Source organism: Kribbella speibonae (assembly GCF_004331375.1).
Taxonomy (GTDB): domain Bacteria; phylum Actinomycetota; class Actinomycetes; order Propionibacteriales; family Kribbellaceae; genus Kribbella; species Kribbella sindirgiensis.
This window is the reverse complement of the sequence record NZ_SJKC01000002.1, coordinates 69,652-95,323: the sequence shown is the minus strand read 5'-3', so window position 1 is coordinate 95,323 and position 25,672 is coordinate 69,652. Positions and strand designations below refer to the sequence as shown.

At 68.7% G+C, this 25,672-nt stretch carries 28 protein-coding genes; 10 read left to right on the top strand and 18 right to left on the bottom strand.

The genetic code is table 11. The features are described 5' to 3' along the window. The first annotated feature begins 105 nt into the window (after positions 1 to 105). Together E0H92_RS13890 and E0H92_RS44145 are read left to right on the top strand one after the other, a co-directional pair. The gene (locus E0H92_RS13890) at positions 106 to 1,992 is read left to right on the top strand and encodes an ABC transporter ATP-binding protein (protein WP_420843816.1); all 1,887 of its coding nucleotides are present in this window, start codon (positions 106 to 108) and stop codon (positions 1,990 to 1,992) included. Beyond that, on the top strand, positions 1,992 to 2,168 hold the full coding sequence (locus tag E0H92_RS44145; protein ID WP_165547285.1) for a hypothetical protein: 177 nt from the start codon (positions 1,992 to 1,994) through the stop codon (positions 2,166 to 2,168). Before E0H92_RS13890 ends, E0H92_RS44145 begins: the two co-directional genes overlap by 1 nt. Here the strand turns inward: E0H92_RS44145 and E0H92_RS13885 are convergent. The 4 genes from E0H92_RS13885 to E0H92_RS13870 all read right to left on the bottom strand — a co-directional run bounded on the left by E0H92_RS13885 (position 2,165) and on the right by E0H92_RS13870 (position 5,147). After that, positions 2,165 to 2,704 (bottom strand): GNAT family N-acetyltransferase, encoded by a 540-nt coding sequence (locus E0H92_RS13885; RefSeq protein ID WP_131496563.1) that lies wholly within the window; start codon positions 2,702 to 2,704, stop codon positions 2,165 to 2,167. The genes E0H92_RS44145 and E0H92_RS13885 overlap by 4 nt on opposite strands. A gap of 40 nt (positions 2,705 to 2,744) precedes the next feature. After that, entirely contained in the window at positions 2,745 to 3,248 is a 504-nt protein-coding gene (locus E0H92_RS13880) for a hypothetical protein (protein ID WP_131292634.1), read from the bottom strand. A gap of 64 nt (positions 3,249 to 3,312) precedes the next feature. After that, the gene (uppS, locus tag E0H92_RS13875) at positions 3,313 to 4,071 is read right to left on the bottom strand and encodes a polyprenyl diphosphate synthase (protein WP_131496562.1); all 759 of its coding nucleotides are present in this window, start codon (positions 4,069 to 4,071) and stop codon (positions 3,313 to 3,315) included. Further along, complete coding sequence (locus E0H92_RS13870; RefSeq protein WP_131496561.1) at positions 4,071 to 5,147, bottom strand: ATP-dependent DNA ligase; 1,077 nt, start codon at positions 5,145 to 5,147, stop codon at positions 4,071 to 4,073. The genes uppS and E0H92_RS13870 overlap by 1 nt, the downstream gene beginning before the upstream one ends. A gap of 96 nt (positions 5,148 to 5,243) precedes the next feature. Between E0H92_RS13870 and E0H92_RS13865 the strand changes: the two genes are divergently transcribed. From E0H92_RS13865 to E0H92_RS13855, 3 genes are read left to right on the top strand one after another with little or no spacing between them, the layout of a single operon-like run. Continuing rightward, positions 5,244 to 5,801, top strand: a complete 558-nt coding sequence (locus tag E0H92_RS13865; RefSeq protein ID WP_131496560.1) for a DUF1707 and FHA domain-containing protein — start codon at positions 5,244 to 5,246, stop codon at positions 5,799 to 5,801. Positions 5,802 to 5,839: 38 nt separating this feature from the next. Next, positions 5,840 to 6,136, top strand: a complete 297-nt coding sequence (locus E0H92_RS13860) for a hypothetical protein (RefSeq protein WP_131496559.1) — start codon at positions 5,840 to 5,842, stop codon at positions 6,134 to 6,136. Beyond that, on the top strand, positions 6,133 to 6,468 hold the full coding sequence (locus tag E0H92_RS13855) for a YnfA family protein (RefSeq protein WP_131496558.1): 336 nt from the start codon (positions 6,133 to 6,135) through the stop codon (positions 6,466 to 6,468). Before E0H92_RS13860 ends, E0H92_RS13855 begins: the two co-directional genes overlap by 4 nt. Before the next feature lie 3 nt (positions 6,469 to 6,471). Here E0H92_RS13855 and E0H92_RS13850 read toward each other — a convergent pair whose 3' ends face one another. Beyond that, positions 6,472 to 7,446, bottom strand: a complete 975-nt coding sequence (locus tag E0H92_RS13850; protein ID WP_131496557.1) for a zinc-binding dehydrogenase — start codon at positions 7,444 to 7,446, stop codon at positions 6,472 to 6,474. Positions 7,447 to 7,547: 101 nt separating this feature from the next. On the opposite strand from E0H92_RS13850, the gene E0H92_RS13845 reads away from it, so the two are divergent. After that, entirely contained in the window at positions 7,548 to 8,756 is a 1,209-nt protein-coding gene (locus E0H92_RS13845) for an ROK family transcriptional regulator (protein WP_131497414.1), read from the top strand. Here E0H92_RS13845 and E0H92_RS13840 read toward each other — a convergent pair. The 6 genes from E0H92_RS13840 to E0H92_RS13815 are packed head-to-tail and all read right to left on the bottom strand — an operon-like array spanning position 8,731 to position 14,862. Beyond that, a complete protein-coding gene (locus E0H92_RS13840) occupies positions 8,731 to 10,089 on the bottom strand; it encodes a GH1 family beta-glucosidase (protein WP_131496556.1) in 1,359 nt (452 codons plus the stop codon). The genes E0H92_RS13845 and E0H92_RS13840 overlap by 26 nt on opposite strands. Next, the gene (locus E0H92_RS13835; RefSeq protein ID WP_131461927.1) at positions 10,086 to 11,027 is read right to left on the bottom strand and encodes an aldo/keto reductase; all 942 of its coding nucleotides are present in this window, start codon (positions 11,025 to 11,027) and stop codon (positions 10,086 to 10,088) included. Before E0H92_RS13835 ends, E0H92_RS13840 begins: the two co-directional genes overlap by 4 nt. Next, the gene (locus tag E0H92_RS13830) at positions 11,024 to 11,809 is read right to left on the bottom strand and encodes a VOC family protein (RefSeq protein ID WP_131496555.1); all 786 of its coding nucleotides are present in this window, start codon (positions 11,807 to 11,809) and stop codon (positions 11,024 to 11,026) included. Before E0H92_RS13830 ends, E0H92_RS13835 begins: the two co-directional genes overlap by 4 nt. Before the next feature lie 8 nt (positions 11,810 to 11,817). Next, positions 11,818 to 12,642 (bottom strand): carbohydrate ABC transporter permease, encoded by an 825-nt coding sequence (locus tag E0H92_RS13825; protein ID WP_131496554.1) that lies wholly within the window; start codon positions 12,640 to 12,642, stop codon positions 11,818 to 11,820. Further along, on the bottom strand, positions 12,639 to 13,556 hold the full coding sequence (locus E0H92_RS13820) for a carbohydrate ABC transporter permease (protein ID WP_131461924.1): 918 nt from the start codon (positions 13,554 to 13,556) through the stop codon (positions 12,639 to 12,641). Before E0H92_RS13820 ends, E0H92_RS13825 begins: the two co-directional genes overlap by 4 nt. Before the next feature lie 4 nt (positions 13,557 to 13,560). Beyond that, positions 13,561 to 14,862, bottom strand: coding sequence for an ABC transporter substrate-binding protein (locus tag E0H92_RS13815; protein WP_131461923.1), 1,302 nt, complete (start codon positions 14,860 to 14,862; stop codon positions 13,561 to 13,563). 151 nt (positions 14,863 to 15,013) lie between these two features. Between E0H92_RS13815 and zapE the strand changes: the two genes are divergently transcribed. The 3 genes from zapE to E0H92_RS13800 are packed head-to-tail and all read left to right on the top strand — an operon-like array spanning position 15,014 to position 17,550. Further along, positions 15,014 to 16,024 (top strand): cell division protein ZapE, encoded by a 1,011-nt coding sequence (zapE, locus tag E0H92_RS13810; protein ID WP_131496553.1) that lies wholly within the window; start codon positions 15,014 to 15,016, stop codon positions 16,022 to 16,024. Positions 16,025 to 16,036: 12 nt separating this feature from the next. Next, complete coding sequence (locus E0H92_RS13805; RefSeq protein ID WP_131496552.1) at positions 16,037 to 16,666, top strand: hypothetical protein; 630 nt, start codon at positions 16,037 to 16,039, stop codon at positions 16,664 to 16,666. 14 nt (positions 16,667 to 16,680) lie between these two features. Next, positions 16,681 to 17,550 carry a polyphosphate kinase 2 family protein gene (locus E0H92_RS13800; RefSeq protein ID WP_131496551.1) on the top strand — a complete coding sequence of 290 codons (870 nt, stop codon included), beginning with the start codon at positions 16,681 to 16,683 and terminating at the stop codon, positions 17,548 to 17,550. Between the two features lie 3 nt (positions 17,551 to 17,553). Here E0H92_RS13800 and E0H92_RS13795 read toward each other — a convergent pair whose 3' ends face one another. Next, entirely contained in the window at positions 17,554 to 18,636 is a 1,083-nt protein-coding gene (locus E0H92_RS13795; protein ID WP_131496550.1) for a Clp protease N-terminal domain-containing protein, read from the bottom strand. After that, a complete protein-coding gene (locus E0H92_RS13790; RefSeq protein ID WP_131292604.1) occupies positions 18,636 to 18,863 on the bottom strand; it encodes a ribbon-helix-helix protein, CopG family in 228 nt (75 codons plus the stop codon). Before E0H92_RS13790 ends, E0H92_RS13795 begins: the two co-directional genes overlap by 1 nt. Before the next feature lie 40 nt (positions 18,864 to 18,903). Here E0H92_RS13790 and solA point away from each other — a divergent pair, with 40 nt between their 5' ends. Beyond that, a complete protein-coding gene (gene solA, locus E0H92_RS13785; RefSeq protein ID WP_131461918.1) occupies positions 18,904 to 20,028 on the top strand; it encodes an N-methyl-L-tryptophan oxidase in 1,125 nt (374 codons plus the stop codon). A gap of 6 nt (positions 20,029 to 20,034) precedes the next feature. Here the strand turns inward: solA and E0H92_RS13780 are convergent, their stop codons facing one another. From E0H92_RS13780 to E0H92_RS13760, 5 genes are all read right to left on the bottom strand, one after another. Further along, entirely contained in the window at positions 20,035 to 20,829 is a 795-nt protein-coding gene (locus tag E0H92_RS13780; RefSeq protein WP_131496549.1) for a sirohydrochlorin chelatase, read from the bottom strand. Beyond that, on the bottom strand, positions 20,826 to 22,109 hold the full coding sequence (locus tag E0H92_RS13775) for a sulfate adenylyltransferase subunit 1 (RefSeq protein WP_131292598.1): 1,284 nt from the start codon (positions 22,107 to 22,109) through the stop codon (positions 20,826 to 20,828). The genes E0H92_RS13780 and E0H92_RS13775 overlap by 4 nt, the downstream gene beginning before the upstream one ends. After that, positions 22,109 to 23,008 (bottom strand): sulfate adenylyltransferase subunit CysD, encoded by a 900-nt coding sequence (gene cysD, locus E0H92_RS13770; RefSeq protein WP_202873643.1) that lies wholly within the window; start codon positions 23,006 to 23,008, stop codon positions 22,109 to 22,111. The genes E0H92_RS13775 and cysD overlap by 1 nt, the downstream gene beginning before the upstream one ends. After that, a complete protein-coding gene (locus E0H92_RS13765) occupies positions 23,005 to 23,691 on the bottom strand; it encodes a phosphoadenylyl-sulfate reductase (protein ID WP_131461915.1) in 687 nt (228 codons plus the stop codon). The genes cysD and E0H92_RS13765 overlap by 4 nt, the downstream gene beginning before the upstream one ends. Before the next feature lie 142 nt (positions 23,692 to 23,833). After that, positions 23,834 to 25,522, bottom strand: coding sequence for a nitrite/sulfite reductase (locus E0H92_RS13760; protein WP_131461914.1), 1,689 nt, complete (start codon positions 25,520 to 25,522; stop codon positions 23,834 to 23,836). Between the last annotated feature and the right edge of the window lie 150 nt (positions 25,523 to 25,672).

The window sequence follows — 25,672 nt, the reverse complement described above, 5'->3', positions numbered from 1 at the left end:
GCATGTGACTCTAGACCAGGCCGCACCGATGCGCAACCAAAAGTTGCGGGAAGCGTCGACGGGCTCCGGATGTTGAGAAGATGCAGGTGAGAGGGAGGGAGCCGGATGTCGGGAATGATGCGCCCAGGGATGGGCGCGATGGGCTGGCGGCGCCAGGACTCGTCGGTCCTCGAGCAGAAGCTCGCCAAGGGCACGCTGCGGCGGATCGTCCGGTTCGCCCGGCCGTTCCGCTGGCACATCACGGCGTTCCTGCTGCTGGTGATCGTCTCGGCGGTGCTGGTGATCGCGTCGCCGCTGCTGTTCAAGAAGATCGTCGACGACGGGATCTCCAAGGGGAACGCCGGCCTGGTGACCGCGCTCGCCCTGGTGGTCGCGTTGCTCGCGGTCGTGGAGGCGGCGCTGGGGCTGGTGCAGCGCTGGTTCTCGGCGCGGATCGGTGAAGGGCTGATCTTCGACCTGCGCACTAAGGTGTTCGCGCACGTCCAGCGGATGCCGGTCGCGTTCTTCACCCGGACCCAGACCGGCGCGCTGGTCTCCAGGCTCAACAACGACGTGATCGGTGCCCAGCAGGCGTTCACCTCGACCCTGTCCGGCGTCGTCTCGAACGTCATCAGCCTGATCCTGGTCATCGGTGCGATGCTCGTGCTGAGCTGGCAGCTGACGGTGGTCGCGATCCTGATGCTGCCGATCTTCCTGATCCCCGCGCGGGTCCTCGGCCGCCGGCTGGCCGCGATGACGCGCGAACAGATGAACCTCAACGCCGAGATGTCCACCTCGATGACCGAGCGCTTCAGTGTCGGCGGCGCACTCCTGGTCACCCTGTTCGGCCAGCCCCGCCTCGAGAACGCGGACTTCGGCGAGCGCGCCGGGCGGGTCCGCGACCTGGGTATCCGGATCGCGATGCTCGGCCGCGTGTTCTTCACCGCGCTGACCCTGGTGGCGGCGCTGGCCACCGCTCTGGTGTACGGCGTGGGCGGCAACCTGGCCGTCCGCGAGACGTTGACCATCGGCACGCTGCTCGCGCTCGTCGCCCTACTCGGCCGGCTGTACGGTCCGCTGACCGCGCTGTCGAACGTCCGCGTCGACGTGATGACCGCGCTGGTGTCGTTCGAGCGGGTCTTCGAGGTGCTCGACCTCGAACCGATGATCACCGACGCCCCGGACGCGACGGATCTGCCGGCCGACGCGGCGAGTGTCGAGTTCGAGCATGTCGCGTTCGCGTACCCGACGGCGGAGCAGGTCTCGCTGGCCAGCCTCGAGTCGGTCGCCGTCCTGGACAAGCGGGTCTCGGCCCAGGTGCTGGAGGACGTGAGTTTCGTCGTACGGTCCGGGCAGATGGTCGCGTTGGTAGGTCCATCCGGGGCCGGTAAGACGACCATCACGAACCTGGTGGCCCGGCTGTACGACGTGAGCGGGGGAGCGGTGCGGGTCGGCGGTCAGGACGTTCGCGACGTCACCTTGCAGTCCCTGCACGACACGATCGGGTACGTCACGCAGGACGCGCACATGTTCCACGACACGATCCGCGCCAACCTGGCCTACGCGAAACCCGGCGCGGCCGAGGAGGAGATGGTCGCGGCGCTGCGGGCCGCGCAGATCTGGGAGCTGGTGTCGGCGTTGCCGGACGGCCTGGACACTGTGGTCGGCGATCGCGGTCACCGGCTGTCCGGTGGCGAGCGGCAACGACTCGCCATCGCCCGGTTGTTGCTGAAGGCTCCGAAGATCGTCGTCCTCGACGAGGCGACCGCGCACCTGGACTCCGAGTCCGAGGTCGCCGTTCAGCGGGCGCTCGACACCGCGCTCGAAGGCCGTACGTCGCTGGTGATCGCGCACCGGCTGTCGACGGTGCGGAACGCGGACCTGATCCTGGTGGTTGACCACGGCAACATCGTGGAGCGCGGCACGCACGAGCAGCTGCTGGCCGCCGGCGGCGAGTACGCTGATCTGTACCACACGCAGTTCAACGAATCCGGCACAGCGGCAGGTGTCTGATGATCAAACTGGGACTCGTCCTGGCGGCCGGGTACGCCGGGTTCAAGGTCGCGTACCATTCCGAGGACGGCCGCCACTACGGCCGCACCGGTGACCGCGCGATCCGCACGACCCTCTCCCTCCTGATCGCCAGCCTGGCCGGAGGCATCACCTACGCGGCACTCCTCCCGCACTAAGAGCGGAGGCCGACCGAGTCGTGCCGCCAGAACGGCTCCGCATAGACCAGCGTGCCCGTCATCCACGGCTCGTGTCCCGGGAGCCTGACGACCTGGAAGGCGCCGTCCGGGATCCGCAGCGACGGCTTCCGGAAGCCCAGTCCACCGGCGGGCTCGAAGCCGAAGCGCGAGTAGTAGCCCGGATCGCCCTCCAGGAAGACGAGCGGAACAGCCCGCTCGGCGAGGGCCGTCAATCCGTGCTGGACCAGTGCGGAGCCGATTCCGCGTCGATGGAATTCAGGGAGCACGCCTAACGGGCTGAGGACCTGCACGTCGACCAGGCGGCGATCGGCGTCGAGAAGGCTGCGTGTGAACATCACATGGCCGACGACCAGCCCGTCCTGCTCGGCAACCAGCGAAAGGCCGCCGTCGGGTGCGATCGTGTCCCGCAGGCTGTCGACCAGGTCGGCCACGACCGGCCCGTGGTCGCCAAAAGCCTGCAGGTGCGTGTCCCGCACGGCCTGCCGGTCGCTGGGGCGCTCTTCGCGAAGATCCATGCCCGGAGGGTAAAGCGGCTCCGGGTGCCGTGCACCCGGTTTACTTGGTCGCGGCTGGGCGTGAGTCGTGTTCCAGAAGATGCAGGACCGGTACGCCGAGGTGTCGGCGGGCCGAGTTGGTCCAGTCGAGGTGGAAGAACTCCGCCACGATGTGCGGTCGCGTCAGGATGATGACCTCCTGGCCGTGGACGTGCTGCACGGTCGCGACCAGGGCGTCGATCGGCCGGTCGTGCGAGATCCCGCCCTCGGCGGTCTGTCCGAGGTCGCGCAACCGCTGGACGCTGCGGCCGCTGCAGCCCTTGGCCTCGGTGTCGATCGCCTTCTGCGCCTCCGCTAGGTCCTGGCGCTGACCGGCCAGGCCCGGCCCGTAGAGGTCCGCGGTCCCGAGCGCGCTGATCGACGCCTCGACACCCGCCTCCGCGTTGTGGCAGGGCACCAGTACGTGGTACCTGACCGGATCGGGCATGTCCTGATGGAGTTCGACGACGCGTTTCGCGTCGGGCTCGGACAGTTCCTGTTCGACGAGCAGTACGACGTCGTACATCGTGCCACCTCCGTGCTTACCAGTCGGTATACCCCCATAGTGCCCCCTCAGCGGGTGGAAGTATTCAACTGGATCGTTCCAGTCTCCGTCGTCCGTACGTTCGGAGCGCGCGGAGCAGGTCCACCTCGCGGAACGCGGGCCAATAGAGGTCGCAGAACTCGATCTCCGAGCCGGTCGTCTGCCACAGCAGGAAGTCCGACATCCGCAGCTCGCCGCTGGTCCGGATCACCAGTTCGGGGTCCGGCAGGCCCGGAACGTACAGGTGCCGGCTGATGTCGTCCTCGCTCAACGCGTCCGCGACGTCCTCGATCGACCGCCCGTCCGCGGCCGCATCGTCGAGCACCGACCGGACTGCGTCCAGCACCTCGAGCCGGCCGCTGTAGGCGATCGCGATGGTCAGATCGCCCGCGTCCGGACGGTCGCGCGTCTCCTCCACGGCCTCCTTCAGCGCACGAGCTGTTGAATCCGGCAACAGATCCAGCTGGCCGGCGACGTGCAGCCGCCAGCGACGGTCGCGCCGGACGTGCTCCGCGAGCACCGTCTCGGTGAGGTTCATCAGGTAGTCGACCTGGTCCGCGTCGCGCTTGCGCAGGTTGCTCGGCGACGCGACCCAGGCCGTGACACACGGGATCCCGGCGTCGCCGCACCACTGCAGGAACAGCTCCAGGTGTTCGGCGCCGAAGCGATGGCCGATGCGTACGTCGTCGTACCCGGCGCGCTTCGCCCAGCGCCGGTTGCCGTCCATCGCGATCGCGATGTGCTGCGGCTTCGGAAGGCCGACAAGCTGGCGCCTGAGACGGCGCGTGTAGAGGCTGTAGAGCATCAGCGTTGGGCGCTCGACAGGACGTCGGCCAGGTCGAACTTGATCGGTTCCTCCAACTGCTCGTACGTGCACGACTCGGGCGTGCGATCCGGGCGCCAGCGGACGAACTGTGCGGTGTGCCGGAAGCGGATACCTTCCATGTGGTCGTACCGAACCTCGACGACCCGCTCGGGGCGCAGCGGAACGAAGGACAGGTCCTTGCCCGCCTGCCACCGGCTGCCCTCCGCGTTGCGCGGCGTACGGACGCCTTCCTCCTGCTTCGCCCACGCCCACGGGTGCTCGTCGAACGTCGTGACGAGCGGCTGCATCTCCTCGAAGAGCTCCTTGCGGCGCTCCATCGGGAAGGCGCCGATCACGCCGACGCTCGCGAGGGTGCCGTCGTCGTTGTACAGCCCGAGAAGCAGCGAGCCGATCCGGTCCGGGCCGCTCTTGTGCAGACGGTAGCCCGCCACCACGCAGTCCGCCGTACGCTCCGGCTTGATCTTGAACATCACCCGCTTGTCCGGCTGGTACGTCCCGTCCAGCGGCTTGGCGATCAGCCCGTCCAGGCCGGCGCCCTCGAACTGCTCGAACCACTGCGCGGCCGTGTCGTGATCGGCGGTCGCGGGGGTGACGTGGATCGGTTCCTTCACGTTCGCCAGCGCGTCGATCAGCGCCGTACGGCGTTCGCTGAACGGGCGCTCGGTGTAGTCGTCGTCACCGAGCGCCAGCAGGTCGAACGCGACGAACCGCGCCGGCGTCTTCTCGGACAGCATGTTCACGCGGCTCGCGGCCGGGTGGATCCGCTGCTGCAGCACCTCGAAGTCGAGCCGGTCGCCGGACTCGCCGATCACGATGATCTCGCCGTCGATCGCGCAGCGCTCCGGGAGATTCGCCTTCACCGCCTCGACCAGCTCGGGGAAGTACCGGGTCATCGGCTTCTCGTTCCGGCTGCCGATCTCCACCTCGTCGCCGTCGCGGAAGATGATCGAGCGGAAGCCGTCCCACTTCGGCTCGTAGGACAGCGCCCCGCGCGGGATCTCCTTGACCGGCTTGGCGAGCATCGGCTTGACCGGCGGCATCACAGGCAGTCGCATCCCGTCATTCTGTCCCACGGCGCGGACAGTCACCAGGAACGTACCGTCACAGTCTCGTGGTGGACAGTGAACCGGACTGCCCCGGACAATGCCCTCATGAGTACGGTCGGGGTGCAGTGGGGGCGTCCGTCGGACGCCGAACGCGACCGTGCGCTCGCCGTACTCCGCGACGGCGCCGGCTCCGGCCGCCTGTCGCACGACACCTTCATCCGCCGGATGAACTTCGTCCTCCGCGCTCAGAGCCGCGGCGAACTGGCTGACGTACTCCGCGACCTGCCGCGGGCCGAACCGCGTCGTACCAGTTGGCTGCAGGATCTGCGCGCCAGACTCCCACGCCTCGTGAGTGGCCGAACCACCTCGTCGCGGCGTCTCCCGCCCCCGCCGACCCCAGCGGCGTTGGCGCTGCCGGAACCCGGTTCTCCCACCGTTCGTATCGGGCGCTTCCCCGGCGCGACGCTCCGGCTCGGGGACGTCACCGTGTCGCGCTTCCACGCCGAGCTGCGGCACCTGGGCGACGGCTGGATGCTCCGCGACCTGGGCTCGATGAACGGCACCTGCGTCAACGACCTCCGCATCACCACCACGGTCCGGGTCCGTCCCGGCGACCGGGTGAGCTTCGGGGCGGTCACCTTCACCCTGACCTCTGGGCAGTAGTTGCATCCGGTACGCCGGTACAGGTCTACCGTCGAACCATGGACGAGACCTGGGCCCCGGAAGCCTGCACCCTGCCCACCGCGGAGCGGCCGTTCCGCGTCGCCGAGTTCGACGACCTGTTCGCCACCCATCTGCGGGACGCCGAGCGCGTGGACCCGCAGACCCTCGACCTCACCCTGAACCCGGAATCCCGCGCGACGGTCGAAGACCTCACCGCCCGCGAGACCGAGTGCTGCTCCTTCTTCACCTTCACCCTGACCGGCACAACCGAACTCCACCTGCGCATCACAGTCCCACCGACCCAAACCGCCGTACTCGACGGCTTGCTGGCGTGAGCGTGCTGAAATCGGTCGTGCTCTTCCTGCTGGCGGCACTCGCCGAGATCGGAGGAGCGTGGCTGATCTGGCAAGGCTGGCGCGAGCACCGCGGTCTGTTGTGGATCGCCGGCGGGATAGTTGCCCTAGGCGCCTACGGCTTCGTCGCCACCTTCCAGCCCGACCCCAACTTCGGCCGCATCCTCGCCGCGTACGGCGGCATCTTCGTCGCCGGCTCCCTCGCCTGGGGAATGCTCGTCGACCACTTCAAACCCGACCGCTACGACCTCATCGGCGCCACCATCTGCCTGTTCGGTGTCCTGGTCATCATGTACGCCCCCCGCAATACCTGAGCCTCACGGGATGAGGACGACCTTGCCGGTGGTGTTGCGGGTTTCGAGGGCTTGGTGGGCGGAGGCGGCGTCGGACAGGGGGAACGTTGTGGTCAGCGCCTTCCAACGGGCTGACGTGACTTCTTCCAGGGCGGCTGCTTCGAGGGCTCGGAGGTGGCGGGTTAGTTTGGGGCCGATGGCCCAGGCGGCGGTTAGGCCGCGGGACATGAGGTCTTCGTGGGTGAACTCGATGGGGCCGCCGCCGGACCAGCCGAACATGAGGGCTCGGCCGCCGGTGGCCAGGAGGTCGAAGGCCTGCTGTCCGTTGGTGCCGCCGACGCCGTCGAACAGGATGGAGATCTCCCGGTCGCCCAGCTCCTCCTTCAACGCCTGCGGCCAGTCGGGGTCGCGGTAGTCGATCGCGTGCTGCGCGCCGAGCGAGCGCACGAGTTCGACCTTCTCCGGACCGCCCGCCAGGCCGATTGCCAGCGCGCCGACGTTCCGCGCCGCCTGGATCAGGTAGCTGCCGATCCCGCCCGCGGCCGCGGTCACCAGGACGACGTCGTCCGCGGTGAGGTGCGCCTGCCGGAGGATCCCGGCCGTCGTGCGGCCGGTGCCGATCGCCGCGACCGCCTGGCCTGCGTCGACGTGATCGGCCAACTCGTACAGCGACTCGACCTTCGCCACCGCGCGTTCGGCGTACCCGCCTGGCACCATGCCCAGATGGACCACGACCCGTTTGCCGATCCAGGTCGGGTCGACGTCGGGGCCGACCGCGCTGACCCGGCCCGCGACCTCGCGCCCGGGGATCGTCGGCAGTTCCGGGACCGGGATCGGGCCGCCGCCGGTGGTGCCCGCGCGGATCATCGTGTCGACGAGGTGGACACCGGCGGCCTCGACCTCGACCAGCACCATGCCGCTGCCGGGAGTGGGGTCCGGTGCGTCTTCGTACGTCAGGTTCTCGGCCGGACCGAACGCGTGCAATCTGATCGCTTTCACACCGCAGACGCTAGAACCTCAACAAAGATTGAGGTCAACCTCTGCCACTTCCTTACGTTGTGTACTAAAGTGCGCTCCAAGGGAGGGGCGACGTGGCGAAGATGCTGAGAGGTGCGACCGCGCAGGAGACGCACAGCGCGATCCTCGACCTGATCCGTTCCAGCGGCACGGTGACCCGCGTCGACCTCGCCGACCGCTCCGGCCTGACCGGCGCGTCGATCTCCCGGGTGGTCAAGAGACTGCTCGCCGACGGCCTGATCATCGAGACCGGGTACGGCGACCCGACCGGCGGGAAACGCGCCACGCTGCTGCAGTTCAACCCGCGCGCCCGGCACGCGGTCGGAATCGCGGTCGACACCCCGAGTACGACGTACGTCGTCACCGACATGAGCGGCCGGGTGATCGAGCAGCTGTCGTCGCGGGGGATCGGGAAGGACGCACCGGCGACCGCTGTGCGGCGGATCACCGCCGAGCTCGAGGATCTGATCGTGAAGGCGGAGATCGAGCCGTCCACGCTGGTCGGGGTCGGCGTCGCGCTGGCCGGCCGGCAGGGCCGCGGCGGGACGCGGCTGCTGCGGACGGACTCGGAGAAGTACGCGTGGGAGCCGTTCGCGGTGCGGGACACGCTGAAGGCGGCGATCGACCACCCGATCGTGGTGGAGAACGACTCGACCTGCGCGGCGATCGGCGAGTTCTGGGCCGGGAAGATCCCGTCGGTGAACGACTTCGCCACCGTGTACCTGGCGGCCGGTTTCGGGCTCGGCCTGATGACGAACGGCGATGTGTACCGCGGCTCCTCGTCGAACGTCGGCGAGATCGGCCACATGGTGCTCGACGTGAACGGGCCGATGTGCTGGTGCGGCGGGCAGGGCTGCCTGGAAAGCCTGGCCGCCCCGGCCGCCGTGGTCGCCCGCGCCGAGCAGGACGCGGCGCTCGCCGACAAGCTCGGTCTGCGCGGCCGTCAGACGTCGGTACGGGCGGACTTCGCCAAGATCGCGCGCCTCGCCGCCGGCGGTGATCCGCGGTGCGTGGAGCTGATCGAGGAGTCGGCGACGTACCTGGCGAAGGCGCTGCTCTCGATCACGAACCTGCTCGACCTCGACCAGATCATCCTCGCCGGCCCCGGCTTCAGCGAGGCCGGCGACATCTACGTGCGACTCGCGGCGCAGGAGCTCAACCGCCTGTCCTTCGTCCGCGCCATGCACCCGACCCGCGTCGAGCTCTCGAAGCTCGGCCCGAGTGCGGCGGCTCTTGGCGCCGCCTCACTCGTCCTTCACAGCCAGCTCACTCCCCACCAGAACCGCTCGTGAGGTAGTTCTTCAGCCAGGCGCCGCTCTTCTTCACGATGCGGGCCTGTGTCGCGTAGTCGACGTACACGATGCCGAAGCGGCGGCTGTAGCCCCAGGCCCACTCGAAGTTGTCGAGCAGCGACCAGGCGAAGTACCCCTTCAGCGGGAAGCCCTCGGTGACCAGCTCCTGGCAGACGGCGACGTGCTTCTGCAGGTAGTCGAGTCGCTCGTCGTCCTCGACCGTCCCGTCCGCGGTCACGAAGTCGGGGTACGCCGAACCGTTCTCGGTCACGTACAACGGCAACTCGGGCGCGAGCTTGTTGATCGTGACCAGGATGTCGCGCAGGCCGGTCGCCTGGATCGGCCAGCCCATCTGGGTCCGCGGGAGGCCGGTGTCGACGGCGACGACGTTCTCGCTGCCCGGCTGGGTGGAGGCGACCGGCGACGAGATCGGCCCGTCGGGCGCCGCGACCGTGGTCGGGCAGTAGTAGTTGACGCCGATGAAGTCGAGCGGCGCCCCGATCAGCGGGAGGTCGGCCTCCTGCGCCGCGAACCACTCCGACATCCCGGTGTCCTCGAGGACGTCCGCCGGGTACTGCCCGGACAGCAACGGCTCCAGGAAGAGCCGGTTCCGCAGGCCGTCGATCCGGCGGGCGGCGTCGCGGTCGGCGGGGGAGTCGGACGCGGCGTGGATCGGCGCCGGGTTGAGCGCGATACCGTACGTGCCGCTCTCGGACCGGATCGCGTCGAGCGCCAGACCGTGCCCGAGCAGCAGGTGGTGCACCGCCTTCAAGGCGTCGGCGCCTTCGGTCCGGCCCGGCGCGTGCTCACCGTTGCCGTACCCGAGGAACGCCGAGCACCACGGCTCGTTCAGCGTCATCCAGTGCTTGATCACGTCCGACAGCGCGTCGTGGGTGACGGCGGCGTAGTCGCGGAATCGCTCGGCCGTATCGCGCACCAGCCAGCCGCCGGCGTCCTCGAGCGGCTGCGGCAGGTCCCAGTGATACAGCGTCGCGTACGGCGTGACGCCGTTCTCCAGGCACGTCTCGGCGAGTCGCCGGTAGAAGTCGAGCCCAGCCGTGTTGACGGCACCGTCGGGCATGATCCGCGGCCAGGCGATCGAGAACCGGTACGCGTTCAGCCCAAGGTCCGCGAGCAGCCGGACGTCGTCGGCGAACCGGACGTAGTGCTCGTCGGCCACGTCGCCGGTGGTGCCGTCCGCGATCCGGCCCGGGGTGTGGGCGAACGTGTCCCAGATACTCGGGCCGCGGCCGTCCGCGGAGACCGCACCCTCGACCTGGTACGACGCGGTCGCCGCGCCCCAGGTGAACCCGCTCGGGAAGCCGTTCGTCACGTCGTCTCCTTCTCGACCCAGTACTGCCTGTCCGGCAGCAGGCTACCTAACCGGTTAAGCAGTTCCTCGGGCAGGTCCGCATCCCGGGCAGCGAGCAACGCGTCGACACGAGCCGGCTTGCTGATGCCGACGACAGTGCCCGCGATGCCCGGGTCGTCGATCGAGTGCCGGAGCGCGGCCGTCGCGAGGTCGGTGCCGTACTCCTGGCACGCCTTGTCCATCTCCGCCACGGCCTGCAGGACCGCGGCCGGCGCCTCGCGGTAGGCGTACTTCGTCGCGCCCGAGGGGTTGGCGAGGATCCCGCCGCCGTAGACCGCGGCGTTCACCACCGCGATGCCCTCCGCGCGGGCCCGCTGGAAGATGCCGTCGGCCGAGTGGTCGACCAGGCTCCAGCGGTTGTGCACGAGCAGTACTTCGAACCCGCCGAGATCCAGGTACCGGGACAGCTCCCGCGTGTCGCCGCCTGCCAGGCCGACGTGCCCGATCTCCCCGTCGGCGCGCAGCTGCATCAGTGTGTCGACGGCGTCGCGCATCGACTCGAAGTCGTGGGCCTCGGGGTCGTGCAGGTGGACCAGCGGCAGTTCGTCCAGCCCGAGACGCTCCTTGCTCTCGGCGACGCTCGCCCGCACGCGCGCGCCGGAGTAGTCGCCGTCCTTCGCGTCGACCTTCGTCACCACCAGGAATCCTTCGGGCAGTCCGCCGTACTCGCGGATCGCCTGCCCGATCCGGGTCTCGCTGGAGCCGTCGCCGTACCCGTTGGAGGTGTCGATCCAGGTGAGGGGGCTGTCGAACACGCGCAGGACCAGGTCGACCGCTTCCTGGGCCGTGACGTCGTACCCGAAGACCGCGGGCATGCCGGCGATCCCGCTGCCGCCGGCGCCGACGGCGGAGACGGTCAGACCGGTGGAACCCAGCGGACGGAGCCAGTTGTGAGTCATGCGCCGGAGCCTACGGCGTACGTGAACCCGTCGGGGTCGACGTAGACCTTCGTCCCGTCCGGCGAGATCGCGACCGGCAGGCCGAGCAGGTCAGTCGGGTCGCCCGCGAGTTCGGCGTACGCGAACCCCGCGACGTCGAGCTGCGGGTCCCGCGAGGTCTTGGGGACGTCGTAGGTGAAGACCTCGAGCACGGTGTCGCCGCCCTTGAGGTAGCCGATGTGGAAACCGCGGGCGTCGTGCGGCTGCTCGATGGTTCCGATGAAGTCGAAGCCGTGACGCTCGTGGTAGTGGGCGGCGGTGGCGTCGCGGTCCTCGATCGTGACGGCGACGTGGTCGAACCGCGGGCGCGCCGGTACGCCGAGCGCGCGCTCCCGCGCCACCCCGTCCGCGTCCAGGATCTCGGCGTACTGCAGGTCGCCCTGGATCATCTCCAGCAGCGTCCCGTCCGGGTCGTAGAAGAAGCAGATCCGGACGTTGCCCTCGGCGTCCAGCGGGTCGAGCTTGAACTCGACGCCTCCGGCCTTCAACGTGCCGGCCCGCTCGTCGAGACGGTCCACCTTGAAGCCGATGTGCCGGAAACCCTTCTGCAGATCGTCGGGTGACCAGGTGCTCTGCTCACGGCCGTTGCCGACGGCCCGCAGTTCGACGGTCGCGGTCACCGCGTCCAGGACGGCTCGCTCGGCGGTCGGTTCGCCGACGACGCGGAGTTCGAGGAAGGTGGTGTAGAACTCGACGGAGCGCTGCACGTCGGTGCAGTTGACCACGACGTTCTTGATCGGCATCCAAGCTCCTAATTCTTGACGGCGCCGAGCATCATCCCGGCGACGAACTGCCGCTGCATCCGGACGTAGACGATCACGACCGGTACGACGGACAACGTGAGGCCGGCGGTGAGCGCCGGCCAGTTCGTGGAGTACTGGCCCATCAGCGTGAACAGCACCGGCTGCAGCGGAAGTGAGTCGGTGTTCCGCAGCACGGTGTTGGCGATCAGGAACTCGTTCCAAGTGGAAAGAAATTGGAAGATGACAACGGTCGCGATGCCGGGCCGGGTGAGCGGCAGGATCACGCGGCGGAAGATGGTCAGCTCGCTGCCGCCGTCCACCCGCGCGGCCTCGATCAATTCATCTGGAAGGGTCTGGAAGAACGCCCGCATCAGGAACATCGCGAACGGCGCCGATCCGGAGATGTACAGCACCAGCAGACCGGCCTGACTGTCGAGCAGACCGAACGACTTGAGCTCGAGGTAGAGCGGGATGATCAGCGCCGTCGACGGCATCATCAGCGTCGTCAGCAGGAGGACGAAAAGCGTGTTCCGGAAGGCGAAATCCAGCTTGGCGAACGCGTACCCGCTGAGCGTCGCGAAGACGAGTACGCCGATGACCGTCACCGACGTGATCCACACGCTGTTCCAGAAGTGCAGCGGGAACTCGATCGACGTCCAGGCGTCCGGGTACGCCGTCCCGGTGAGCTTCCGCGGGATGATCGGCCCGTTGAAGATCGTGTTCTGCTCGCGCAGCGAGGTCAGCAGCATCCACACGAACGGAAACGCCATCAGGACGCAGAACGGAAACAGTACGAAAGTCGCGAAGGATTTTCCGGCCCACGGTTTCCTCATCGGTCCGCCCTCCGGGTCAGCCAGAGCTGCGCGATCACCGCGAGCGTGCAGAGCACCATCGTCACGACGCTGAACGCGCTGGCGTACCCCAGTTGCGGGATCGAGCCGGACGTCGTACCGAAGGCCAGTGAGTAGAGATAGGTGCCGAGTACTTCGCTGGCGTGGTTCGGCCCGCCGCCGGTCATCACGAAGATCACGTCGAACGCCTTGAACCCGTTGAGCAACCCGAGGCTGACGATCAGGCCGGTCACGATCCGCAGACTCGGGACCGTGATGTGGCGGAACTGCTGGACCGTGTTGGCCCCGTCCATGGCCGCGGCCTCGTACAGGTTCGGATCGATGCTCTGCAGCCCGGCGAAGTAGATCAGCATGGTGAAGCCGAGTCCGCCCCAGACCGTCACCACGACGATCGCGGGCAGCACGGTCTTGTGGTCGGCCAGCCACGGGTGCTGCAGGCCGTCCAGACCGATTGCCCCGAGCAACCGGTTCAGTGTGCCGATGTTCGGGTCGTAGATGAGTTTCCAGAGCACCGCCGACACGACGAACGACACGATCCCGGGAATGAACAGGATGGTCCGGACGACGACACCGACCTTCGGCCAGATCACGTTCACCAGCACCGCCGTGACGAGGCCGAGGAAGGTCAGGACCGCCGTCGTCACGCCGGTCAGCACCAGGGTCACGATCAGCGCCCGGCGGGCCACCGGGTCGTGCAGCATCCGGCTGTAGTTGTCGAACTGCACGAACCGCGGCGCCCCGAACCCGCCCCACGAGGTCAGGCTCAGGTACGCCGTGTAGAGGATCGGCCACAGCACGAACGCCAGGAACAGCACGAACGTCGGCAGGATGAAGGCGTAGCCCGCGATCCGCTGTGATTTTCTGAGGGGTGTTCCGAGGAGGTGGCCGGCGCGCATCCAGTCAGCCGCCCTTGGCGTTCTGCACCGCCTGCTGCATCGCCTTCGCGACCGCCGCCGGCTCGCCGCTGCCGTCGAAGATCTTCGCCAGCGGGTCGCCGGCCGCCACCGACCCGGGACCGAACGGGATGTGCGGGCAGCCGTCGCCGTCGAGCAGCCACGACGTCATCTGCTTCATGATCGGCAACTCGATCCGCTGCGCGGCGCTCTTGGTGGCCGGCATCGAGTTCGAGCCGTTCATCGTGGGGGAGTACTGCTCGGCCGAGTACATGAACTTCAGGAACTCCAGCGCGGCGTCCTTGTTCTTGCTGGTCGCCGACACCGCCCACCCGGCGCCGGCCTGGTTCGCCGTCCAGTGCCGCTTGCCGGGCGCGATCGCCGGCGTCTTCATCACCTTGTACAACTTGTTGAACGCCGGTGTCGCGTCCTTGGTCAGCCCCTGCGGCGTCCAGCTGCCGTTGAACAGCATCGCGGACTTCCCGGTGTAGAAGATCTGCGGCGCCTGGTCGCCGCTGGTGCCGGTCGTCCCGGGCTGGAACACGCCGGCCTTGACGATCTTCTGCTGCAGCTCGATCGCCTGGACCACCTTCGGGTCCTCGTACGTCGCGCCGTCCTTCAGCTGATCGAGTTTCAGGTAGTACGTCGGGTCGTCGGCGACCTGGGTGATCAGCGGCAAGAAGAAGTCCAGCGAGCTGGTGGTGGGATTGCAGCTGAGCGCCACCGGGAACTTGCCGGTCGCCTTGATCTTCGCGGCCGCCGCGATCAGGTCGTCCCAGGTCTCGATACCGTCCTCCGCGACGCCGGCGTTCCTGAGCAGGTCCGGGTTGTAGAAGAGCCCGAACGTCTGCGCCATCCAGCCGACGGCGTACTGCTTGCCGTCCAGCGTGTACTCCTGGTTGGCCGAGTCGAAGAAGTCCTTCAGGAAGTCGTCGCCGAGCTCCTGCTTCAGGTCGGCCGACACCCCGCCGGTGCCGTACGTCAGCGCCCGCGTGTGCGGCGCGAAGATCTCCGGTACGTCGCCGCCCGCGACCGCCGCCTGCAACGCGGGCAGGTACTGGTCCGGGGTGCCGAAGATCCGGTTCTCGATCTTGATGTTGCCGTGCGCGGCCTCGAACGCGCTGATCAGCTTCGGGAACTGGTCTTCCTGGTCGTTGTACCAGGACCACATCCGGACCACGGCCTTCCCGCCGCTCGTGGTGCCGCCCCCGCTGTCACTACCCCCGCAAGCGGCCAGCGCCGCCCCGAGCCCAACCGCCCCCACCGCGCTTTTCAGAACCGTCCGCCGCCGCACGTGCTGTTCGCCCATCGGAGACTCCTCACGATCGCCTACCCAACTTCCTAACTGAAAGTAAGAAAGTGGTCAAGGCCACAGCCGCATCTTTGTGCACGCACCAACCGTTTCGGCGGGCGATTCCTGGTTGGTGGGTGCTCAAAGTGGGGTGGTTAGGGTTGGGCGCATGGTGGTGCGGTTGAGCGAGGTGTGGCCGGAGGTGGGGGCGGATCGGCTGTTGTCCGAGTGCGTGCCGCCGCCGCGGTTCGCCGATGTCCGGTTCGGCACGTACCGCCCGGATCCGGACGAGCCATCGCAGGCGGAGGCGCTCGCGGTGCTGTCGGCGCGCGCCGACAAGCTGGCCGGGCCGCGGCCGGCGCCGTCGCTGTGGTCGCGGTTGCGCGGACGGAGCCAGTCCCCGGACAAACCGGGCATCTATCTCGACGGCGGATTCGGAGTAGGCAAGACACATCTCCTCGCCTCGCTCTGGCACGAGTCCTCGGGCCCGAAGATGTACTGCACGTTCGTCGAGCTGACCAACCTGGTCGGTGCTCTCGGGCTGCGCACCGCGGTCGAGGCGCTGTCGTCGTACCGGCTGATCTGCGTCGACGAGTTCGAGCTGGACGATCCCGGCGACACGATGCTGATCTCGCGGCTGCTCGGCCAGCTCGTCGAGGCCGGTGTCGAGTTCGCGGCGACCTCGAACACGCTGCCCGACAAGCTCGGCGAGGGCCGCTTCCAGGCGGTCGACTTCCTCCGCGAGATCCAGGGGCTCGCCGCGCGGTTCGACGTACGGCGGGTGGACGGGCCCGACTACCGCCATCGCGGGCTTCCGGTGGCGCCCGGCCCGTGGCCCGACGAGAAGGTCGAGCAGGAGGCCGCGGCCCGGGCGGACGCGTCCTGCGACCACTTCGTCGACCTGCACCGCCACCTGGCCGAGCTGCATCCGAGCAAGTACGGCGCTCTGCTCGACGGGATCGAGGCGGTGGCGATCACCGACGTACGGCCGCTGACCGACGAGAACGTGGCGTTGCGGATGGTGGTGTTCGCGGACCGCATGTACGACCGCAACCTGCCGCTCCTCGCGAGCGGTGTCCCGCTCGACCGGCTGTTCTCGCCCGAGATGCTGAAGGGCGGCTACCGAAAGAAGTACCTGCGGGCCCTGTCGCGCTTGATCGCGTTGGCCCGCGCCGCATGATTCCCTGAAGCGATGAGGGTCGAAGGAGGGCGACGTACGGTCTCGCTGGCGCTGTTCGCCGTCGGGCTCGGGTTGCTGGTCGTCGGGGGATTCGTGCAGTTCAACGACACGTCCGGATTCGGCAGCGATCGCTGGATCTACCCGCTCGGGCTGCTCGCGGTGGTGCCGGCGGTAGCGGCGGTGGTGGTCGCGTGGCCGGAGCCGCGGGCTCGGTTGTCGCTGGGGATCGTGCTCGGTGTGCTGACCGTGGCGATGATCTGGCAGGACATCGCGAACGACGGCTTCCGGTTCGTCTGGAACCAGAACGAGGGCGAGCTGCAACAGCTCGAGCTTGTGCTCTTCGTGCTGGCGTTCGTACTGCTCACGACGGCCGGAGCGCGGCTCGGCGGCGGGCGGTGGCTGGTGCGAGCCGCGGCGTACCTGGTCGGCACCGTCGTGGTGACGCTCGTCGTCACCGTGATCGGGATGGTCTATTACGGCGAGACTGCGTGTGCCGACGACGCGGAGGAGTGCCTGGCTCCGCTCGCGGGCATCTTCTGGGGCGCGGCCGCGGTCGTGGCCTGCCTGGTGGCGGTGCTCGTGATCGAGTTGATCTTGTGGACCAGACGGCGGCGCAAAGCCGCTGAAGTCACGGGCCGATGAGGCAGGATGACCCCATGGCGAAGCAGAAGAAGGGCCAGAAGGCAGCCGGTGGGGGACTGCGGGAGCAGCTGCGGGTGCCGGCCGGCGAGGTGGACCTGACGACGTACGACACGCGTGCGACGGCGGGTTTCAGCGGGACCAAGGACGACGGCAAGCTCGCACTGGACGCCCTCGGCGCCGAGGTCTCGGACTGGCAGGAGCGACTGTTCGCCGAGGGCCGGACCGGTGGCGAGCGAAGCATTCTGCTGGTGCTGCAGGGGATGGACACCTCCGGCAAGGGCGGCGTGATCCGGCACGGTGCGGGGCTCATGGACCCGCAGGGGCTGAAGATCACGTCGTTCAAGGCGCCGACGCCGTCCGAGAAGCGCCGCGGGTTCCTGTGGCGGATCCGGCAGGCCGTGCCGGGGCACGGGATGATCGGGGTCTTCGACCGGTCGCACTACGAGGACGTGCTGATCGCCCGGGTGCGCGAACTGGTCACGCCGAACGTGTGGACCCGGCGGTACGACCAGATCAACGACTTCGAGGCCGAGCTGACCGCGAGCGGCGTGACGATCGTGAAGTGCTACCTGCACATCTCGCCCGAGGAACAGCGCGCCCGGCTCGAGGCGCGGCTCGACGACCCGACCAAGCACTGGAAGTACAACCCGGGCGACGTCGACGAACGACAGCTGTGGCCCGACTACATGGAGGCGTACCACGCCGCGATCGAGCGCTGCAACACGCCTGACGCGCCCTGGTACGTGATCCCGAGCGACCGCAAGTGGTACCGCAACTGGGCCGTCACCACGATCCTGCTGGAGACGCTCAAGGAGCTGAACCCGCAGTGGCCCACGGCCGACTTCGACGTGGAGAAGGAGAAGAAGCGCCTCGCGGCGACGTGAGCCTCAGCTGTCCGGATCGATGTCGTGGCGGCGGAGGAGATCACGGAGTTTCGCGACCTGCTCGTGCAGGCGCTCGTTCTCCTCGAGGACGGCGTTGAGTTCGGCGAGCAGGTGATGCCGGCGGCCGTACGTCGTCCACGTGTTGGCGGGATCCTCGGCCAGCATGCCCGTGACGAGGTCCTCCGACCGGCGGCGCCAGTTCAGCCGCTTCTCGAGCTTCCGGCGTACCTCGTCGGTGCTCTCGGCGAGCTTGGTGATGATCTGACCGCCGACCCCGTCGCCGTCGTGCAGTACGCCGAGGAGCAGGTGCTCCGGGCCGACATCCGCATCACGCGCCCGCGCCTCACCCCACGCGAACTCGAAGGTGCTCTTCGCGCGCGGCGTGAACGGGATCGCGCCCGCCGCCGCGCCGCTCCGGCCGCGGCCGATGATCTCCACGACCAGGTCCCGCACCGCCGGAGCCGTGATACCGAAGTCGGCGAGCACCCGAGTCGCGACGCCCTGCCCCAAGGTCACCAGCCCGAGCAGGAGATGCTCGGTGCCGACATACACGTGGTCGAGCCGGCGGGCCTCCTCCTGTGCCAGCACGATGACCTGGCGCGCCGGCTCGGTGAACTTCTCGTACATCGGATCTCCCCTCCACCAGTCCTGCAATAGGTCGCCGAGGCCGTCGAGCAGGTCGATCTCCAGATGCTCCTGCAGGTCCTCGGCCGTCACCGGGTGATGCTCGAGCCGGCTCCGGATGAAGGCAGCCGCTTCGGTGTGCCCGGCATCGCCGGCCGCGATCCGGTCGAGCAGGTCGTCCACGTCGGTCACCGGCTCGAGTTGCAGCTCGGCGCGGTTCAGCGAGACGAACTGCAGCACGACCGCGACCGCCACCACCCGGTTCGCTCCGCCGAACGGCCGCGCCCGCACGAGACCCGCGAGGAGCACCCCGGCCGATTCCGCGAGCCCGCCGGTCAGCCGGACGCCGTCCAGTACGCGATCGATCGCGTCGAGGTTCGACCGGCGGACGACGTCGTCGGAGTCGCACCGCAGCACGCGCGCCGCGATCGCGAGAACGTCGTACCGACCGAGGTAGCGCATCAGTCGTCTCCACGCAGCCGGCGCAACGACTCCTCGTGCCGGACGAGGTTCTGCTCGAGCAGGTCGCTGAACTGCGCGTCCTGCCGGCGCTGATCCACCAAGGCCGCGATCGCCTCGCGCGCCACGTCCGACACCGACCGCCCCTCCACCGACGCCACGGTCTGCAGCCGCTCGGCCAGGTCCGGGTCGAGCCGCAGCAGGATGTTCTTGGTCGCGTCCTTCGCCATGGATATCAAGATATCACGCTAGCTGTGAAAGAGTCGGAGCATGCAGACGGATGTGGTGGTGGTCGGGCTGGGCGCGTTCGGGTCGGCGGCGTTGTGGCGGCTGGCGGCGCGCGGGGTGAACGTCGTCGGGATCGAACGGCAGGGGATCGGGCATCCGTTCGGCTCGTCGCACGGGACGACGCGACTGTTCCGGGTGGCGTGCATGGAGCATCCGGGGCTGACCGAGATCGCACGGAAGTCGCTGGCGTTGTGGACCGAGCTCGGGGAGCGGACCGGCGAGACGTACGTCCGCCAGACCGGCTCGCTGAACGTCGGTGGGCCGAACAGCCGGCCGGTGCAGGGCGCGCGGCAGGCCGCGGCCGATGCGGGCGCGCCGACCACTGATCTGACCCACGACGAGCTGCACAGCCGGTTCCCGCAGTACAACCTGGCGTCCGATGACGAGGCGGTCTGGGATCCGGGCGCGGGGATCTGCTACGCCGAACCGACCGTGCGCGCGCAGGTCGCCGACGCGCAGCGGTTGGGGGCAAAGGTCTACGAGCACACGATGGTGACGGCCGTCGAGGTCGGTCGCGACGCGGTGACGATCCGGACGCCGACGCTCGACATCACCGCCGACCAGGTCGTCATCAGTACCGGCGCGTGGCTGAGCAAGCTCGCGCCGACCGTCACGTTGTCACCGCGACGTACGCCGTTGTTCTGGTTCCAGCCGAAGGACCCGGCGTCGGACGCGTTCCAGTTGCGGAACTTCCCGTCGTTCATCTGGGAGTTCGCCGACGGCAAGGGTCTGTGGGGACACGGGTCCGACGAGGACTTCCTGGTGAAGGTCGGTCTCGACGGCGCCGAGCGGGACCGGGACGTCGACCCGGACGAACTCGACCGCTACATCCACCCGCGCAAGGACATCACCGAGCTGTCCGCGGCGATCGCGGATCACTTTCCGGAGCTCGATCCCGAGCCGGTGAAGCTGATGCCGTGCATGGTGACGGACTCGCTCGACGGGCAGTTCCTGGTGGGACGGACCGACGAGCGCGTGGTGATCGCCGGCGGCGACAGCGGGCACGGGTTCAAGCACTGCGCCGGTGTCGGCGAGCTGCTGGCTCAGATCACGACGAAGGAGACGCCGTACACCGACGTCTCCTTCGTTGATCCACTGCGGTTCTAGGCGGCTCTAGGCGGTACGCACCAGCTCCGGGCGGGCGATGACCGGACGCGGCGCCGGCTCCAGAGTGAGCAGGTCGAGGCCCGCGACGCCGTACCGGAGGAGGACCAGGCGGGCCACCTCCGCGCTGACGCCGAGCGGGGCCGACACCGCGACCGCGCCGGCGCGACGGGACGTGGTCTCGGCTCGGTCAGGGAGTACGCCGGGCGCGAGGAACAGCGAGCCGACCGCGACGTGGCGGCGGCCCTCCAGACGCCACTGGAGCACGGCCTCGGCCGGTGACGGCGAGGCGGCGCAGACGAAGGCGGCGGTCACCGGGAGGCGGTGACGCTGGCCCCACAGCCGCGCGAGGCGGGTGACGCTCGCGTTCGCGTGCGAGTCGCTCGAACCGGCCGCCGCGAGCACCAGTGCGTCCAGCTCACGGACCCGGCCGCCCTTCAGCTCGGCGCGCATCCGGCGGTCGAGGACGTCGAGCAGCGTGTCGTCGTACCCGAGCACGTCGGACGCGATGATCCGCAGGTTCGGGAACCGGCTCCGCGCCTCGTCGAGGACGGCCGGTACGTCGATCCGCGCGTGGTACGCGGCCGACAGCAGCAACGGCAGGACGACGACCTCTTCGACGCCTTCGGCGGCGAGCTTGCCGAGCACCTGGTACGGCGTGGGCGGGCAGTGGTCGAGGAAGGAGGCTTCGATCCGCAGGTCGTCACGCATGTCGCGCAGGCACTTGACGAGGGCGTGGACGGTGGCGGCCGAACGCGGATCGCGGCTGCCGTGGGCGAGGACTACGAGAGCTGGCGCAGTCATAGCAGTTCCCCTTCTTCGTCGTCGATCATTCCGGCCGCGAGGGTCCACCCGTCGTGGGCGTCGATCAGCAGGAACGATCCGGTGATGGCGTTGCTGGAGTACGGGTCGGCGGCGAGCGGTGCGGCGATCTTGAGTTGCACCTTGCCGATGTCGTTCAGGTCGAGCTCGGCGGCGTCGATGACACCGAGCGTGTCGAGGTCCAGCGCGCCGGTGATCTTGGTGACGATCGCCTGTGCGGTGGTGGTGGTGTGCTTGATCAGCACCCGGGCCCCGACGGTGAGCGGCCGGTCGGACAGCCAGCTGATGGTGGCGGCGAGTTCCCGGCGGGTGCCGGGGGAGTGCTCCGCGGCGACGATCACCGAGCCGCGGGCGACGTCGATGTCGTCGGCCAGCCGGACCGTGACGGCTTCACCGGCGATCGCGGACGGCCGCTCGACGACCGCTGTGCTGGTCGCGGTGACGACCGGGCGGTCGATCCCGGCGATCGACGTACGGCGTCCCGCGGGCAGCACGATCACGGGGTCGCCGACCGTGACGGTGCCGGAGGCAACGGTTCCGGTGTAGCCGCGGTAGTCGCGGTACTCCTCGGTCTGCGGGCGGATCACGTACTGAACCGGGAACCGCAGCGGCTGGTTCGAGGTGTCGGTGCGTCCGTTCGCGTTCTCCAGGACCTCGAGCAGCGTCGGCCCGTCGTACCAGGAGGTGTCCGCCGAGTGCTCGACCACGTTGTCGCCGACGAGCGCGGAGACCGGGATCGCCTGCAGGTCGGCGATGCCGAGCTGGTCGGCGACCTCGCCGACGTCCTTGGCGATCTTGGTGAACACGGCCTCGTCGTAGCCGACCAGGTCGATCTTGTTCACCGCGAGGACGACGTGCGGCACCCGCAGCAGGCCCGCGACGGCCAGATGCCGGCGGGTCTGCTCGAGGACGCCGTGGCGGGCGTCGACCAGGATGATCACCACATCCGCCGTCGACGCACCCGTCACGGTGTTCCGGGTGTACTGCACGTGCCCGGGGCAGTCGGCCAGGATGAACGAGCGCTTCTCGGTCGCGAAGTACCGGTAGGCGACGTCGATCGTGATGCCCTGCTCGCGTTCGGCGCGCAGGCCGTCGGTGAGCAGTGCGAAGTCGAAGTCGCCGCCGCGGGCCTCGGAGACCGTCTTCACATGCGCGATCTGGTCGGCGAGGATCGCCTTGCAGTCGTGCAGCAACCGCCCGACCAGCGTCGACTTGCCGTCGTCCACCGATCCTGCCGTTGCCAGACGCAACAGGGTGCTCATCAGAAGTACCCCTCTCGCTTGCGGTCTTCCATCGCGGCCTCGCTGGCCCGGTCGTCGGCGCGGGTGGCGCCGCGCTCGGTGATCTCGCTGGCCGCGACCTCGATCACCACGTCGGCAGCGGTCGTCGCTGCGCTCGCCACCGCTCCGGTGCAGGACATATCGCCGACGGTGCGGTATCTCACCAGACGCTGCGTGACCGTCTCGTCGGATCGCGGCTGCGAGTAGGGGCCGACGGCAAGCAGCATGCCGTCGCGCTCGAACACGTCCCGCTCGTGCGCGTAGTAGATCGACGGCAGCGGGATCTGCTCGCGCTCGATGTAGTTCCAGATGTCCAGCTCGGTCCAGTTGGACAGCGGGAACACCCGCACGTGCTCACCCGGCCGGTGCCGCCCGTTGTACAGCGACCACAGCTCGGGGCGCTGGTTGCGCGGGTCCCACTGACCGAACTCGTCGCGCAGGCTGAAGATCCGCTCCTTCGCCCGGGCCCGCTCCTCGTCGCGCCGGCCGCCGCCGAAGACAGCGTCGAACCGGTGCGCGTTGATCGCGTCGAGCAGCGGAACGGTCTGCAGCTGGTTCCGGGTCCCGTCGGTGCGCTCACGCAGCCGGCCGTCCGCGATGTAGTCCTCGACCTTGGCGACCTCGAGCCGCAGCCCGAGTTGCTCGACGACCGCGTCACGATAGGCGAGTACTTCGGGGAAGTTGTGGCCGGTGTCGACGTGCAGCAGCGTGAACGGCACCCCGGCCGGCGAGAACGCCTTCCGGGCGAGGTGCAGCATCACGATCGAGTCCTTGCCGCCCGAGAACAGGATCACCGGCCGCTCGAACTCCGCCGCCACCTCACGGAACACGAAGATGGATTCGCTTTCGAGAGCATCGAGCTCTGTCACTGTGATGCTCATGTGTGCAGCCCGCATTCCACCTTGCCGGTGCCCGCCCAGCGGCCGCTGCGTGGGTCCTCACCGGGCGCGACCTGCTGCGTGCACGGCTCGCAGCCGATCGACGGGTAGCCGTCGTACTGCAGCAGGTTCACCAGTACGCCGTTGTCCTGGATGTAGCTGTCCAGGTCCTCCTGCGTCCACGGCGCGATCGGGTTGAGCTTCACCATGTCGCGCTTCTCGTCGTACTCGACGACGGGCGTGTTCGCGCGGGTCGGCGCCTCCTCGCGGCGGATCCCGGTGACCCAGGCCTTGTAGCCGGACAGGTACCGGTTCAGCGGCTCGACCTTGCGCAGCGCGCAGCACTTGTTCGGGTCGCGGTCGTGGAGTTTCTCACCGTACTCCGCGTCCTGCTCCGCGACCGTCTGCTTCGGGGTCGCGTTGATCAGGTGGATCGGCAGGGTCGCTGCCACCGCGTCGCGGGTCCCGATCGTCTCGGCGAAGTGGTAGCCGGTGTCGAGGAACAGTACGTCGACGCCCGGCGCCGCCTGCGCCGCCAGGTGGGGGAGTGCGCCGTCGGCCATCGAGGCGGTGACGACGAGCTCGTCGCCGAACGTCTCACGTGCCCACGCGAGCACCTCGACCGCCGTCGCGTCGGCGAGCCGTTCGTTCGCCTCCTCGGCGATCGTCTTCAAGTCCGTACTCATTCCACTGTCACCCGCAACCCGATCATCTTCAGCTGGAACACCCGTGCACACGGCCGGCACTCCCACGCGCCATGGCCTTCCTCAGAGGGCCTGAGGTCCTCGTCCCCGCAGTACGGGCAGTAAAGAGGTGCAGCTCGTTCGCTCACTGAAGTGCCTCCTGGTCCGCTCGGGTAACCCACTGGGCGAAGCGCTCGCCTTCGTTGCGCTCCTTCAGGAAGTTCTGGGTGACGCGTTCCACGTAGTCGGTGAGGCCGTCCGCGGTGACCTTGTGACCGCGGAGCTTCCGGCCGAAGCCGGCATCCAGGCCGAGGCCGCCGCCGAGGTGCACCTGGTAGCCCGGCACCTGGTTGCCGTCGGCATCCAGGACCAGCTGGCCCTTCAGGCCGATGTCCGCGACCTGGATCCGGGCGCACGAGTTCGGGCAGCCGTTGACGTTCACCGTGATCGGTACGTCGAGTTCGGGGATCCGCTCCTCGAGCTCGTTGATCAGCTGCGCCGCCTTCGCCTTCGTCTCGACGATCGCCAGCTTGCAGAACTCGATCCCGGTGCAGGCCATCGTGTTCCGCCGCCACGCCGACGGCTTCGCCTGGTACCCGAGCGCGTCCAGCTCGGCGACCAGCGAGTCGACCTGGTCGGCCTCGACGTCGAGCACGAGCAGCTTCTGCTGCGCGGTCGTCCGGATCCGGTCCGAACCGTGCCGCGCCACCACGTCCGCGACCTGCGCGAGCGACGTACCGGAGACCCGGCCGACGACCGGCGCGACGCCGACGAAGTACTTGCCGTCCTTCTGCTGGTGGACGCCGATGTGGTCACCCTGGATCGCGGGGACCTCGGGCGCCGGACCGTCGATCAGCTTCCGCTTGAGGTACTTGTCCTCCAGCACCTCGCGGAACTTCTCGACGCCCCAGTCCGCGAGCAGGAACTTCAGCCGGGCCCGCGTCCGCAGCCGGCGGTAGCCGTAGTCGCGGAAGATGCTGGTGACGCCCCACCAGGCTTCGGCGACCTCGTCCAGCGGGATCCAGGTGCCGAGGCGCTGCGCGAGCATCGGGTTCGTCGACAGGCCGCCGCCGACCCACAGATCGAAACCCGGGCCGTGCTCGGGGTGCACGACGCCGACGAAGGCGATGTCGTTGACCTCCGGTACGACGTCGTGCGACGGGTGCCCGGTGAGCGCGGTCTTGAACTTCCGCGGCAGGTTCGAGAACTCGGCGCTGCCGATGTACTTCGAGACGATCTCGTCGATGGCCGGCGTCGGGTCGATGATCTCGTCGGCCGCGATCCCCGCGACCGGGCTCGCGATGACGACCCGCGGTACGTCGCCGCACGCCTCGGTCGTGTACAGGCCGACCGACTCCAGCTGCTCCCAGATCGCGGGTACGTCCTCGATCGCGATCCAGTGCAGCTGGATGTTCTGCCGGTCGGTGATGTCGGCGGTGTCGCGCGCGTACTTGGTGGAGATCTCGGCGATCACCCGGAGCTGCTCGGTGGTCAGCTGGCCGCCCTCGACCCGGACCCGCATCATGAAGTAGCGGTCGTCCAGCTCCTCCGGCTCGAGCGTCGCGGTCTTGCCGCCGTCGATCCCGGGCTTGCGCTGCGTGTACAGACCCCACCAACGGAACCGGCCGCGCAGGTCGGCCGGGTCGATCGAGTCGAACCCGCGGTGCGCGTAGACGTTCTCGATCCGGGCCCGGACGTTCAGGCCGTCGTCGTTCTTCTTGTTCTCTTCGTTCTTGTTCAGCGGCTCGCGGTATCCGAGCGCCCACTGGCCTTCGCCCTTGCCCTTGCGGGGGCGGGCCGGTTTGCGGGCGGGGGAGGTGACGCCGGCAGTCATCGGGGGCGTGTCCTTGTCCTCGTGACAGGTGCTCACCGAGAGCGGGCTGATCGAAGCGTCGTCGGTTCGATACGTTCCGCGCGGTGCGCACCCAGCGGTGATCGGGGGTGATCAGGGGGCCGTCATTGGCCCTGGCAGGGTGGCTGTCAG